Below are 13,127 nucleotides of genomic sequence, written 5' to 3' on the forward strand. Positions count from 1 at the left end.
TACCGCTGCCGTTGTTACTCGGCACCCGGGGTTGCCGCGGGCGCGGCGGCCGGCGCAGCGGCGGAATTGGCCGCATCCACTTCGCCAGGCACCGGCGGGTTGAACTCGGCATCGAAGCCCGGCCGCGGATGCGGGTGGCCGGGCAGGTGCCCGATCACCGGCGGGAGCGCTTCGACCGTGTGCGGAATTGGCGGCCGGTTCGGGTCGTCTTTCGTGGCCTCGGTCTCGCGCATGTCAATTCCGCGCACTTTCTGACGGGCGTAGCCGACCGGCACCATGCTGAGCACGATCTTGCCGTGAGCGTGGCCGACCTCGATTTCGCGGTAGGCATCCTGCACATGTTCGAGCGGGTAGATAGCCGCCACCGGCACCGAGATCTGGTGGTTCGCTACCATCACCGCAACATTCGCCAGGTCGCGTTCGTTGGTTGATTCCACGTTGATCAGAGATTCGTCGCCGAGGTGATCGAGTTCGGAATCTATGCCGTCTGGTGCGAGTGCGGCCAGCCTCAATTCGAGCCCTGGTCCGTATTCCACGGGGACAACGCCGATCTGACGCAGATGGTCGAAGTGGTCACGACTCGCCGTTCCGATCACCGTCGCGCCGCGCAGTCGCGCGAGCTGAGCGGCGATTCCGCCCACCGCTCCGGCTGCCGCATGCACGAGCACCGTCTCACCGGGCACGGGGTTCGCCGCCGCCACGGCTTCCCACGCGTTGGTCGCTGCGACGAACAGGCTGCCGGCGATCTCCCACGGGAGGTGCTCTGGCTTGTGCAGAATGTTTCCGGCCGGGACGGTGACAAAACTCGCCTGCGCCGCCCGCACCGCATGACCGAACACGGCGTCGTTGACGTTCCAGCCCAGAACACCACTGCCGACATCGACGATGAAGCCGGCGAAATCAGTTCCTTGTCCGGATGGCAGCGAGATTGGCCATTGATCCTGACGCTTGCCCTCCCGAATGGCGCTCTCGCCCGGGTTCAGTCCCGCAGCCATGACTTCGACGACGACCTGACCGGCGCCGGCGGCCGGCTTCGCCATCGGAACGAGTTCGAGGACCTCCGGGCCGCCGAATCGAGCGAACATCACCGCATGTGCCACCGCGCACCTCCGACCAGAACCCAACAGAGTCACTTCGTGAGGAATACTCTACTAGTTGTCGTTGCCGCGGGGCGTGCGTCAGTTCAGCGGGAGGTCCATCTGGGCAGCTTTCGGAGCCTTCGCCACACCGCTCGCGCCATCTTTGCGACTCAGGGCCGCCTCATAGAGGTCGCGCTTGCTCAAACCGGTGGCCGCTGACACGTCGGCTGCGGCATCCTTCAAACGGATGCCGCCCGCCACGAGTGCGAGCACCTCGGCCACGCCGGTCTCCAGGTCGAGCACCCGCACCTCAGCTCCGGCGATGACGACGCAGATCTCGCCCTTGACGCCGCCGGCAGCCCACTCGGCGAGTTCGGCCGCAGTCCCGCGTTTCACTTCTTCATAGAACTTCGTGAGTTCGCGGCAGACGACGACGCGACGTTCCGCTCCGAACACGGTTGCGACATCCGTCAGCGAGGCCGCCAGGCGATTGGGCGACTCAAAGAACACCATGGTGCGTCGTTCGTTCGCCAGCTCGCGCAGAGCAGAACGCCGATCGCCGGGTTTTCTCGGCAGAAACCCTTCGAACGTGAAGCGGTCGGTCGGCAGGCCAGAGACGGCGAGGGCCGTCACGACTGCAGACGGCCCGGGGATCGCCGTCACCTGAACCCCGGCCGCCGCCGCCGCGTCGACGAGGTGGAATCCGGGGTCGGATACGGTCGGCATCCCTGCGTCACTGAGCACCAGCAGGTCGGTGTCGCGGCCGATCTCGACGAGTTCGGCCGCTTTCTGCCGCTCGTTGTGGTCGTGCAGGCTGATCAGCTTCGGCCGGTTCTCAATGCCGAGCGCCTTCAACAGGTGCACGGTCACCCTGGTGTCTTCGGCGGCGACCACCGTCGCCGTGCTCAAGGCCTCAACGAGGCGGGCCGAGGCATCCCCAAGGTTTCCGATCGGTGTCGCAGCGAGAATGATCATGGTCCCAGTCTCGCAGTCCTCGCTCACTACGATGGTCAGGTGCTCGCATCTCGTTGGTTCCGCTGGGCCGGACCACTCACCGTTGTTCTGCTAGCCGCGGTGTTGCGACTGTGGAATCTCGGCAACCCGCATTCGCTCGTCTTCGACGAGACCTTCTATGTGAAAGATGCCTGGAGCCTCTGGAACAACGGCTACGAGTCCACCTGGCCAGAGGGCGCCGACAAACTCTTCAACTCCGGCCAGTCGAACATTTTCACCGACGTGGGTTCATTCGTCGTTCATCCGCCGCTCGGCAAGTGGCTGATCGCACTCGGGATGGCGGCGTTCGGCGCCGACCAGAGCTGGGCCTGGCGCATTGCCACCGCCCTCATCGGCATCCTCGCCGTCGTGCTGCTGATGGTCATCGCGAAGAAGCTGTTCGGTTCGACCCTGCTCGCCACAATCGCCGGTTTCTTGTTCGCCATCGACGGCAACGCGATCGTCATGGCCCGGGTGGCGATTCTCGACAACTCGGTGATGTTCTTCGCGCTGCTCGGTTTCGGTGCGGTGCTCATGGACCGCAAGTGGCACGAGCACCGCTTGGCCGAGTGGCTCGCCGCGCGCCGGGAGTCCGGCCTGCAACCCAGCTGGGGGCCGATGCTCTGGTGGCGTCCCTGGGTGATTGCGGCCGGTCTCGCCTTCGGCCTGGCCAGCTCGGTCAAATGGTCTGGCTTCTACTTTCTTGCGGCATTCGGCGTGTATCTGGTTGTCGTGGACGCGTTGGCGCGCCGTCGCGCGGGCGTGCCGTTCTGGCTGAGCGGCGCGGTGCTCAAGCAGGCGCCCGCCACCTTCGTGCTGATGGTTCCGGTCGCCGTTCTGAGCTTGCTCGTCTCGTGGACCGGCTGGTTCGTCACCCAGGGCGGCTTCTACCGGCAGTACGCCAGCGAGCCGGGCGCGGCGTGGACGGGGCCGTTCGCCTGGGTGCCGCAGGTCGTGCAGAGCTTCTGGCACTACCAGGTGGCGATCTACCAGTACCACGTCGGCCTCTCGACTCCGCACCCCTACCAGGCGAACCCGCTCACCTGGCTGCTGATGACCCGACCGACGAGCATGTTCTACGAGGGGTCGACGCTCGGGCAAGACGGATGCACATCGGCGAGCTGCTCGCAGGCCATCCTCGGTGTCGCCAACCCACTCATCTGGTGGGCCGCCGGCGCCGCCATCCTCTACCTGGTCTACCGCTTCGCTCGGTACCGCCAGTGGCAGGTCGGCTTGATCCTGATGGGCATGGTCGCCGGCTACCTGCCCTGGCTGGCCTACCTGAATCGCACGGTCTTTCAGTTCTACACAATCGCCTTCGAGCCGTACATGCTGCTCGGCCTGACCTTTGTGCTGGGCATGCTGCTTCGGGAGTCCCCCGGATTCCGGCCGGCTCCCCCCGAGCTGCCCGATGACATGCCGGCCGATCTGCGCGATGCCCTCCTCGACGAGTCAGACCGCGCGGAGGCCGCTCGCCGCACCACCGGCATCCGTGTCGTCACGATCTTCCTGGCCGTCGCGCTGCTCGTGAGCCTGTTCTTCTATCCGCTCTGGGCGGGAATTCAGACGCCGCTGTGGTTCTGGCAGATGCACATGTGGCTGCCCAGTTGGGTGTGAGTTTACCGCGAGCGAATATCAACTCCCGCATGTTTCCGGGGTTTTCGAGTCGACATATTCCAGATCTAGCATATATCGACTGAGAATGCGTTGTGAAATGCGGCGGGAACTCAGGCCCCGCCCATAGGATGACTCGTATCTGCTTTGTGAGTAATTGCTCGACCTCCGACTGAGAAGTCAAGATCTAAACAAAGGCCTCATGTCGGACGCTACAGCTGCACCCTCGGTACGCATCATCAGAACCCGCCCGGGTGGTGACTCGAAGAACCCCACCACTGAGTACTCCTCGCTTCTGCATACAGTGCGAAACCTTGGATTGCTGCGTCGGCGTACGGGCTTCTACTGGATGGTTTTCTCGATTCTCATTGTCGCGACCATTGGTGCCGCAACCGGCTTTGTGCTGCTCGGCGACAGCTGGTTCCAGCTGATCATCGCCGGTGCGCTCGGCATCATCTTCACCCAGTTCGCGTTCCTCGCCCACGAGGCGTCGCACCGTCAGGTGTTCGAGTCAGGGCCGGCCAACGACCGCGCCGGCCGCGTGCTCGCGAACCTGTTCGTCGGCATCAGCTACGCCTGGTGGATGACCAAGCACAGCCGTCACCACGCCAACCCGAACGTCGTCGGCAAAGACCCCGACATCGACCCCGACTTCATCGTCTTCCTCGAAGAAGATGCGAAGAAGGTCAACTGGATCACTTCTTTCATGACGCGCAAGCAGGGGTATTTCTTCTTCCCGCTGCTCACACTTGAGGGCATCAACCTGCACATCCACGGCTTTCGCACGGTCTTCGGCAAGGGCAAGGTCGACAAGCGCTGGCTCGAGATCTCCATGCTCGTCACTCGACTCGCCCTGTACCTCGGCGTCATCTTCTACTTCCTGCCGCTCGGCATGGCATTCGCCTTCGTCGGCGTGCAGATGGCCGTGTTCGGTGTCTACATGGGCGCCTCGTTCGCGCCGAACCACAAGGGCATGCCGATCCTGCCGCACGAGAGCAAGGTCGACTTTCTGCGTCGCCAGGTTCTCACCTCGCGCAACATCCGTGGCGGCACCCTCATGGACACCTTCATGGGCGGCCTCAACTACCAGGTCGAGCACCACCTGTTTCCGAACATGGCCAGGCCGCACCTGCGCCGTGCCCAGGAAATCACCAAGGAATACTGCGAGAACCACAACATCCTCTACACGGAGACCTCGCTGACGCAGTCCTACAAGATCGTCATCGAGTACTTGAACCGGGTCGGGCTCTCCGCCCGCGACCCGTTCGACTGCCCGATGGTCTCTCGATTCCGGGTGCGGTAGTCAGCACTCCCGCTTTCGCGGATTGAAACGGATGCGCAGCCCACGGTGGCTGCGCATCCGTTTTTTGTTGTCATCTCACACCGTCTCGATTGAGCGAGTGTCAGCGTAGACCGCACAGATTGTGCGGCATCGGGTGATGGTTGCGGTTTCTGACGACGGATGGCCGGCTCGGATGCCGGCGTCGGATGCGTTGCACTCGGTGAGAGGAGCACCGCAATAGGCTGGAACCCATGTGGCTGCCCGGAGTTCTGACCGCGGCCGCCGCCGCCCTCGCGGCGTGGGGCATTCACGCTCTCGTTCCGGCGATTCCGCTGCTGACCGTTGCGGTCGCGCTCGGCATCATCGTCGGGCAGATCCCCGTGGCGCGGCCGGCACTGACGGGGGTGCTCGCACCCGGATTGTCTGTCGCGGCGAAGCGTTTCATGCGTCTCGGCATCGTGCTGCTCGGCCTCAAGCTCAGTCTCATCGACATCGCCGGTCTCGGCTGGGTGACGATTGCGACAACCGTGGCGATCGTGCTGCTCACCTTCGCCGGCACGCTCTGGCTCGGGCGGGCGTTCGGGCTCCCTGGTCACCAGCCGCTGTTGATCGCGACCGGGTTCTCGATCTGCGGAGCCTCGGCCATCGGCGCGATGAGCGGCGTGGTCAAGGCAAAGGACGAGGAGACGGCGACCCCGGTGGCGCTCGTGACCCTCTGCGGAACCCTGGCCATCGCCGTGTTGCCGGCGCTCTGGCATCCGCTCGGCCTGACCGCATTGCAGTTCGGCCACTGGGTCGGCGCCGGCGTGCACGATGTCGGCCAGGTTGTGGCGACCGCGCAGATCGCCGGCTCGGCCGCCCTGGCCGTCGCCATTGTCGTCAAGCTCACCCGGGTGCTCATGCTCGCGCCGATCGTGGCAGTCGCCTCGGCCGTCGAACGACGCAAGCACGCTCTCGCCGTGGGCAATGGAACCGCGTCAATCGCGGATGTCGCCGCGAAGCGCCCGCCGATCGTTCCGCTGTTTGTGGCCGGGTTCATCGCCGCGGTGCTTGTGCGCACGCTGCTGCCGGTGCCGGAGGTCGTCCTCGACGTCGCCGACACCGCGCAGACCGCGCTGCTCGCGATGGCGCTGTTCGGTCTCGGCTCCTCCGTGCGGCTTGCGACTCTCGTGCGCACCGGCTGGCGCGCCCTCATCGTCGGGCTGCTGTCATGGGCGCTGATCGCGGCTCTGGCGTATGGCGCGGTGCAGCTCGGCTAGGCGCAGCTTCGGTTGCTCCCCCCGGCACATGCCACCGGGCTTGACCGTTCCGGTCGAGTTCCCCCGGCGCACCAGGGAGTCTCGACCGGAGGTGTCAAGCTCGGCGAAGCGCGCGTGATTCGTCCGTTCGCGCGAGAGTCGCCGTTTGCGCCGAGCGTCGCCGTTCGAACGGCGATTCTCGGTCGCGCTGGCGACTCTCGTCGCCTACTGCCGGCTAGTGGCTGCCGTCGACGAGCTTGAGGCCGATGACACAGCCGACGAGGCCGAGGATGAGCAGCACCTTGATCAGCGACGCCGGCTCGCCGCCGAAGATCATGGCGTAGAGCACGGTGAGGGCCGCGCCGATCCCGACCCAGACCGCGTAGGCGGTGCCAACCGAGATGTCACGCATGGCATAGGCGAGCCCGCCCATGCTGAGCAGGAGGGTCACGCCGAAAATGATCGACGGCCACAGTTTGGTGAAGCCCTCGGATTTTCCGAGCGCTGTCGCCCAGACTGCTTCGAGAACTCCGGAGGCGATGAGAATGATCCACGACATGGCACGCTTCCTTGGCCAGTCTTGTCGCGTTCCGGGTACTGATCCCTCGTCCGGGGCCGGGTTTGCGGCCTGAATCTCAGACTAGCAAACGGGGCTGATCAGGTGCTGGGCAGTGTTGCGCTTCCTTCTTCGTCTGCGTCGACAGTGGCTAACTCCGGTAATCCCGGCTGACATCGAGTTTCGGCCGGTCTAGTTCGCGCCGGCACACTCAGTCGCCGTCGTATTACCGGAGTTACCAACACGTCGGGTTACCGGAGTTACCAACACGTCGAGCGACAGCGGTGGTCGCGGCGAGGTCAGCAGCGCGCAGCGTCAGCGGCGGCGCGCCAGCGCGAAGAGCGCCGGGGCTGGCACCGCGGCATCCGTCGCGAGATCGGCCAGGATGCGCCCGACGCTCGGCGTGAACTTGAAACCGTGGCCGCTGAAGCCGGCACCGACCACGACCGGGCCCACTCGATCGAGCACGAAATTCTCGTCAACAGTGGTCGTGTAGGTGCAGCTGACCGGCTCGAGCGCATCGGCGTCGGCTCCCGGCAACCACTCGCGCACGTATCGTTGCAGCGCGGCGAGCTGCACGGGCTCCGGCAGAAAGCTGCGCCTATCGGGGTCGACGACCGGCCCGACTCCGTGCCAGCCCGCTTTCACTCCCTGACCGGGGGTGTACATGCCGTAGACCGGCGAGTACCACCACGACGAGTGCGGCAGCGAGCGGTCGACGTTGTGGTTGAACCCTGGCCAGTCACGGGCGGCGCGGGCGTCGGCATCCGCCGAGCTGTCACGCAAAGCAAAGTGAGCCGGCTGCTCCTGCGTCACGACCAGGCGCGGAAGCGGCACCGGCAGGGCATCGCGAAGCAGACCGCTGGTCCAGCCGCCGACCGTGACGACCGCGCGGCGGGCGTCGATCACACCGGCCTCGGTCGTCACGCGCACGTGATCGTCGCCGACGACGTCGAGGCGCAGCACGCGCGTGTGGTGACGAATGTCTGCCCCGGCTGCCGCCGCGGCGCTCTGCAGCGCCGAAACCGCGGCATCCGCGTTCAACCGACCGGCGTCGGGGGTGTGCAGCACGCGCCCCTCGAAACGGATGCCCGGCCAGCGTTCCCCCGCGGCCTCCGGCGTCAGAAACTCGGCGCCCAGTCCCGCCGCGGTAAGGCGCGCGGCGATCTCGTCGAATCCGGAGTGCGGGCCGTGATTGACGATGCCGACCTGGTCGAGCAGCCGGCGGCCCGATTCGGATTCGAGCTCGCGCCAGAGCGGCAGCGCCTCGGCGAGCATGGCCACGTAGGTGGGATCGGCGTAGGCCGTGTTGAAGTTGCGGGAGGCCCCGTGCGAGGCGCCGTTCGTGTGCCCGGGGGCGAATCGCTCCAGCAGCGTCACCGAGCGGCCGCGCCGCGCCAGCTGCCAGGCCGACGCCGACCCCATCGCCCCGCCACCGATCACCACTGTTTCGAGCATCTGCGTCATGCGATCCATCCTGCCGCACCGTGGGCATCCGCTCGTCGCAGCCCACGCCAGCGGGGCGCGGCCGGCTGGCGACTGGATCGCCACCGGCTTGCAGTCGCCGAACCTCGCCGCGCGGGTCGGGCGCCGCAGCGCTGGCCGGCGCCGACAAGCGCAGCGGCACCCGACCCGCGCAATGTCACAACACCGCCGCCACGGCCAGCACCAGCACCCCGCCACCCCGTGTCGCCCACCACCCCGATGTCGCCCGGTTACGTCACATTCGCCGCCCGCCCTCGCGGGGGCACTAGCGTTGTGCCATGGCTGATCGCGAATATGGTTTTTCGACGCGCGCAATTCACGCGGGCAACATCCCCGACCAGGTGACGGGAGCCCGCGCGCTGCCGATTTACCAGACGAGCGCGTTCGTGTTCGATGACACGGCGGATGCCGCGGCGCGGTTCGCTCTGCAGAAGTACGGAAACGTGTACTCGCGCCTGTCAAACCCGACAACGGCCTCGTTCGAAGAACGCATCGCCAGCCTCGAGGGCGGTCTCGGCGCCGTCGCAACCGCCAGCGGCCTGGCCGCGCAGTACATCACCTTCGCCAGCCTCGCCGGCGCCGGCGACCACATCGTCTCCTCGGCCAACCTCTACGGCGGTTCGATCACCCAGCTCGACGTGACGCTGCGCCGTTTCGGTGTTGAGACGACATTCGTGCAGAGCGCAGACCCGGCTGACTACGCCGCAGCGATCACCGACAAGACCAAGCTCATCTTCGCCGAGACCGTGGCCAACCCGTCGGGCGAGGTCGCCGACATCGAGGGACTCGCCGCGGTCGCCCACGCCGCGGGCATCCCGCTGATCATCGACTCGACGATCGCCACCCCCTACCTCTGCCGCCCCATCGAGTGGGGCGCCGACATCGTCATCCACTCCGCCACCAAGTTTCTCGGCGGGCACGGCACCACCCTGGGCGGCGTCGTCGTCGAGAGCGGCCGGTTCAACTGGCACAGCGACCGGTTCCCGCTGTTCAGCGAACCGGTTTCGAGCTACGGCGGCCTCGAATGGTCGGGCAACTTCGGCGAATACGCCTTTCTCACCCGACTGCGCGCCGAACAGCTGCGCGACATCGGCCCGACCCTGGCACCGCACTCGGCTTTTCTGCTCGCGCAGGGCGTCGAAACGCTTCCGTATCGGATGCAGGCGCACATCAACAACGCCCGCATCGTGGCCGAATGGTTGGATGCCGACCCGCGCGTCGACTATGTCAACTGGGCCGGACTGCCGAGCCACCCGCACTACGAGCGTGGTCTCAAGTACCTGCCGAAGGGTCCGGGCAGCGTGTTCAGTTTTGGCGTGAAGGGCGGGCGCGATGCCGGTCGCACCTTCATCGAATCGGTCGACTTGGCCAGCCACCTCGCCAATATCGGTGACGCGAAGACACTGGTGATCCACCCCGCATCCACGACCCACGCTCAGCTGACCGAGCAACAATTGCTGGATGCCGGAGTTCTGCCTGGCCTCGTGCGGCTCAGCGTCGGCATCGAAGACGTCGAGGACATCATCTATGACCTCGACCAGGCACTGACCCAGGCGGCGGGAGGATCGAAATGACCACGGATGTGACTGCCGACGTACTCACCGATGTGACGACGGATGCCGCCACCGCCGCATCCGCTGAGACCACGGTTCAGCTGGTCAACGGGCTCAGCTGCTCGGTGCCGTCCAACTCACCGCTCGCGAAGCTGCTGCGTTCGCAGCGCACCTGGGAGGGCCCAGACGCCAAGGCGCGGTTGAGGCTGCTGCGCGAGGCGAAGTCGATCGCCATTGTCGGGGCCTCCCCGAATCCGGCCAGGTCGAGCTATTTCGTGGGCACTTACCTGCAACAGTCGAGCAATTACCGGGTCTACTTCGTCAACCCGAACGCCGACACCATCCTCGGCGAGAAGGCCTACCCCGACCTCGCCTCGCTGCCCGAAGTTCCCGACATCGTCGATGTGTTCCGCAAGGCCAGCGACATCCCCGCGATCATCGATGAGGTGCTCGCCGTCGGTGCACCGACCATCTGGGTGCAACTCGGAATTTGGAACCAGGAGGCCGCCGAGTATGGCGAGTCGAAGGGGCTGAACGTCGTCATGGATCGCTGTCTCAAGATCGAGCACGCCCGTTTCAACGGCGGACTGCATCTGCTCGGTTTCGATACCGGGCAGATCACGGCGCGCAAAACCATCCGCTAGTCGGCCGCGACCGTCCGCTAGTCAGCCGTGACCATCCGCTCGTCGCCGTGCGGAGTTTCAGTGGCAGCTGTCGGTGCCGGTGAACGATCCCGTTGTCCCGGCGTTCGTGAAGGTCATGCCCGAGACGGGCAAGAACTGCCAGGAGTAGGAGCCGGCCCCGAGCGTCAGCTTCAGCGGCCCGAAAGCGCTCGCACTCCGCGCCTCCACTGCCGAGAGCAGGGGGTCGCTGTTCGCGCTCAGAGCCTGCAAATTGGCGCCCCCATCGCCGGCGGTGAACGACCGGATGCCGGTGGCGCTCAGGGTGGGTGTCGCCCCGGCTCCGGAGGCTCCGATCGGTGTGAAGATCTCGCTCACATGATTGTGCCCGGAGAGAACGACGTCGACACCGTTGGTGGCCATCAGGTCCCACAGCGCCGACATCTGCGGGTAGGAGCCATGACTGGTTCCGGTCGACCAGCGCGGGTGGTGGGCAGCCACGATCGTGCATTGGGTTGAGGAGGCCAGCTGGTTCTGCAGCCAGACGTACTCCGCGCTGCCGACCCCGCATCCTCCGGTCACCCCACCTGCGGTGCATTCGGTGTTGAGCGCGATGAATGTCCATGAGCCAATGCTGGTTGCGTAGTAGCCGTCCGGGCGAGGACCGAAGGCACCGGAGTTGACGCCGGCGCCGTAGAAGTAGTCGAAGTAGCCGTTCGTTCCGTCGAGGTATTCGTGGTTGCCGAGCACGGGCAATGTGATGCCTCTGACGGCGCCGAACGTGTCGTTGTAGGCGCCGGGCGCCAGAAACTGCGCAAGCGTCGACTGCTGGTACTGGAGGTCGCCGAGCGCGATGAATCGATCAGGGGCCGCCGCGGCGATGAGGGAGGCCACGTCGCCGTGCCGGCAGGTGGTGGACGTCACCGGGGTGCCGGACTGGCAAGCGATATCGCCGACCGCCATCACCGTCACCGTCCCGGTGTCCGGCGGGATGCCGCCCGTGAAGGTGAGGTTCAACACGGGCCGCAACGACGCGGCGACCTGCCGCGACCAGAACCATGAACTATCCGAGCCCGTCCCCTCCAACGCCAAGGTCACAGACCCCGATGTGCCGGCCAACGCCGCCGCCGTCAGCCCGATGTCGTAGACCGTGCTCGGCACCGTTCCGCCGGCCAACGTCCCGAGCACCGCACCGGACACTGCCGGACGATTCGAGTAGACCGTTCCCGTCTCCGACCAGCTGTCCGTCGCCTGCCGCACCGTCACCGCATTCGCCGACCCCGACGTGGCCAGGCTCGTCGTCGTCAGTCGTAACACCGCAGAGCTCAACGACTGCCCAGCCGGGGCAGGCGGAATCACAAACCGCACCACCGTCACGATCGCCGGCGTGCCATACACCGCCAACGACCCGCTCGTCCCGTAGTCCACCGTCGGCGCGGACGCCGCCGTATAGGTATCCGCGACAGCCACCACAGCCACCTGCGTTGGCGGAGAAGCGACCTGCACGGTGCCCGCGGCCTGCGTGGAGCCGGCGCTCGTGTTGCCGGCGGCGTCCGACGCGGTGACCCGGTAGAACCAGGAGCCTGCCGGGCGCCCCGGATCGGAGTACGTGAGGCCGGCCACGTCGGCGACCTTGGTGGACGGGCCGGGAATGAAACCGGACGACGCCGAGCGGTGCACCGCGTAGCTGACGACGCCCACGCCATCCGTCGACGCCTGCCAGGTCAGGCCGATCGTGCTGCCGGTGACCGTCGCGACCAGTCCGGTGGGCACGGACGGCGGAGTGGTGTCCGGCAGAGCGGCAACGGTGGCGGGTGCCGGGGTGGAGCCGGCGCTGGTGTTGGCCGCGGCATCGGATGCGGTCACCCGGTAATACCAGGTGCCGACCGGGCGGGCGACGTCCGAGTAGGCCAGCCCGGTCACCGTCGCGATCCGGTTCGAGAGGTCGGGAGTGAAGACCGCCGACGCGGACCGGTGCACCGCATACCCGGCCACGCCCACGTCATCCGTTGACGCCTGCCAGTCCAGGCCCACCGTGTCGCCCACCACCGTCGCCGCCAGCCCCACCGGTACCGACGGCGCCGTCGTGTCGACCGGGATGCCACCCGTGAAGGTGAGATTCAACACGGGCCGCAATGACGCGGCGACCTGCCGCGACCAGAACCACGAGCTATCCGCCCCCGTCCCCTCCAACGCCAAGGTCACCGACCCCGACGTGCCGGCCAACGCCGCCAACCCGATGTCGTAGACCGTGCTCGGCACCGTTCCGCCGGGCAACGTCCCGAGCACCGCACCGGACACCACCGGACGATTCGCGTAGACCGTTCCCGTCTCCGACCAGCTGTCCGTCGCCTGCCGCACCGTCACCGCATTCACCGACCCCGCCGTGGCCAGACTCGTCGTCGTCAGTCGCAACACCGCAGAGCTCAACGACTGCCCAGCCGGGGCAGCCGGAATCACAAACCGCACCACCGTCACAATCGCCGGAGTGCCGTATACCCCCAGCGACCCACTCGTCCCATAGTCCGCCGACGGCGCCGACGCCGCCGTATAGGTATCGGCCACATCCACCACCGCCACCTGCGTGTCCGCGGCGAACGCCGGTGGAACACCGATCATGACGACGATCATCGCCCCGACACCAACAGCGCTGAGGGTGCGGGCAAGTCTCATCATGAGCCCTTCGGGTAGGCCAGAATCAGTCGAG

The 13,127-nt window shown here is 66.4% G+C and carries 10 protein-coding genes and 1 riboswitch; of the genes, 5 read left to right on the plus strand and 5 right to left on the minus strand.

What is annotated here, in order from left to right; genetic code table 11:
• Positions 1 to 14 precede the first annotated feature (14 nt).
• Together ABD791_RS11285 and rsmI are read right to left on the minus strand one after the other, a co-directional pair.
• Positions 15 to 1,100, minus strand: coding sequence for an NADP-dependent oxidoreductase (locus ABD791_RS11285; RefSeq protein ID WP_345066389.1), 1,086 nt, complete (start codon positions 1,098 to 1,100; stop codon positions 15 to 17).
• A gap of 78 nt (positions 1,101 to 1,178) precedes the next feature.
• Entirely contained in the window at positions 1,179 to 2,054 is an 876-nt protein-coding gene (rsmI, locus tag ABD791_RS11290; RefSeq protein WP_345066392.1) for a 16S rRNA (cytidine(1402)-2'-O)-methyltransferase, read from the minus strand.
• 39 nt (positions 2,055 to 2,093) lie between these two features.
• On the opposite strand from rsmI, the gene ABD791_RS11295 reads away from it, so the two are divergent.
• The 3 genes from ABD791_RS11295 to ABD791_RS11305 all read left to right on the plus strand — a co-directional run bounded on the left by ABD791_RS11295 (position 2,094) and on the right by ABD791_RS11305 (position 6,227).
• Positions 2,094 to 3,689 (plus strand): dolichyl-phosphate-mannose--protein mannosyltransferase, encoded by a 1,596-nt coding sequence (locus tag ABD791_RS11295; protein WP_345066395.1) that lies wholly within the window; start codon positions 2,094 to 2,096, stop codon positions 3,687 to 3,689.
• A gap of 199 nt (positions 3,690 to 3,888) precedes the next feature.
• On the plus strand, positions 3,889 to 4,989 hold the full coding sequence (locus ABD791_RS11300) for a fatty acid desaturase family protein (protein WP_345066397.1): 1,101 nt from the start codon (positions 3,889 to 3,891) through the stop codon (positions 4,987 to 4,989).
• A 230-nt stretch (positions 4,990 to 5,219) separates the two neighbouring features.
• On the plus strand, positions 5,220 to 6,227 hold the full coding sequence (locus tag ABD791_RS11305; protein WP_345066399.1) for a YeiH family protein: 1,008 nt from the start codon (positions 5,220 to 5,222) through the stop codon (positions 6,225 to 6,227).
• A gap of 214 nt (positions 6,228 to 6,441) precedes the next feature.
• On the opposite strand, the gene ABD791_RS11310 is transcribed toward ABD791_RS11305, so the two are convergent.
• A complete protein-coding gene (locus tag ABD791_RS11310) occupies positions 6,442 to 6,765 on the minus strand; it encodes a DMT family transporter (protein ID WP_345066402.1) in 324 nt (107 codons plus the stop codon).
• A gap of 10 nt (positions 6,766 to 6,775) precedes the next feature.
• Positions 6,776 to 6,840: riboswitch (guanidine-III (ykkC-III) riboswitch) on the minus strand.
• A 237-nt stretch (positions 6,841 to 7,077) separates the two neighbouring features.
• On the minus strand, positions 7,078 to 8,229 hold the full coding sequence (locus ABD791_RS11315) for an FAD-dependent oxidoreductase (protein WP_345066405.1): 1,152 nt from the start codon (positions 8,227 to 8,229) through the stop codon (positions 7,078 to 7,080).
• A 296-nt stretch (positions 8,230 to 8,525) separates the two neighbouring features.
• On the opposite strand from ABD791_RS11315, the gene ABD791_RS11320 reads away from it, so the two are divergent.
• Both ABD791_RS11320 and ABD791_RS11325 read left to right on the plus strand, forming a co-directional pair.
• Complete coding sequence (locus ABD791_RS11320; protein WP_345066407.1) at positions 8,526 to 9,821, plus strand: O-acetylhomoserine aminocarboxypropyltransferase/cysteine synthase family protein; 1,296 nt, start codon at positions 8,526 to 8,528, stop codon at positions 9,819 to 9,821.
• The gene (locus ABD791_RS11325) at positions 9,818 to 10,444 is read left to right on the plus strand and encodes a CoA-binding protein (protein ID WP_345066410.1); all 627 of its coding nucleotides are present in this window, start codon (positions 9,818 to 9,820) and stop codon (positions 10,442 to 10,444) included. Before ABD791_RS11320 ends, ABD791_RS11325 begins: the two co-directional genes overlap by 4 nt.
• 57 nt (positions 10,445 to 10,501) lie before the next feature.
• Here ABD791_RS11325 and ABD791_RS11330 read toward each other — a convergent pair whose 3' ends face one another.
• The gene (locus ABD791_RS11330) at positions 10,502 to 13,093 is read right to left on the minus strand and encodes a CBM96 family carbohydrate-binding protein (protein ID WP_345066413.1); all 2,592 of its coding nucleotides are present in this window, start codon (positions 13,091 to 13,093) and stop codon (positions 10,502 to 10,504) included.
• Positions 13,094 to 13,127 lie beyond the last annotated feature (34 nt).

Origin of the sequence: Glaciibacter kafniensis (assembly GCF_039538945.1) — a bacterium.
Classification (GTDB): Bacteria; Actinomycetota; Actinomycetes; order Actinomycetales; family Microbacteriaceae; genus Cryobacterium; species Cryobacterium kafniensis.

Coding starts and splice junctions, on each gene's coding strand:
- rsmI (WP_345066392.1), bottom strand. CDS start 2,054: ATGATCATTCTCGCTGCGACACCGATCGGAAACCTTGGGGATGCCTCG.
- ABD791_RS11300 (WP_345066397.1), top strand. CDS start 3,889: ATGTCGGACGCTACAGCTGCACCCTCGGTACGCATCATCAGAACCCGC.
- ABD791_RS11305 (WP_345066399.1), top strand. CDS start 5,220: ATGTGGCTGCCCGGAGTTCTGACCGCGGCCGCCGCCGCCCTCGCGGCG.
- ABD791_RS11310 (WP_345066402.1), bottom strand. CDS start 6,765: ATGTCGTGGATCATTCTCATCGCCTCCGGAGTTCTCGAAGCAGTCTGG.
- ABD791_RS11315 (WP_345066405.1), bottom strand. CDS start 8,229: ATGACGCAGATGCTCGAAACAGTGGTGATCGGTGGCGGGGCGATGGGG.
- ABD791_RS11320 (WP_345066407.1), top strand. CDS start 8,526: ATGGCTGATCGCGAATATGGTTTTTCGACGCGCGCAATTCACGCGGGC.
- ABD791_RS11325 (WP_345066410.1), top strand. CDS start 9,818: ATGACCACGGATGTGACTGCCGACGTACTCACCGATGTGACGACGGAT.
- ABD791_RS11330 (WP_345066413.1), bottom strand. CDS start 13,093: ATGAGACTTGCCCGCACCCTCAGCGCTGTTGGTGTCGGGGCGATGATC.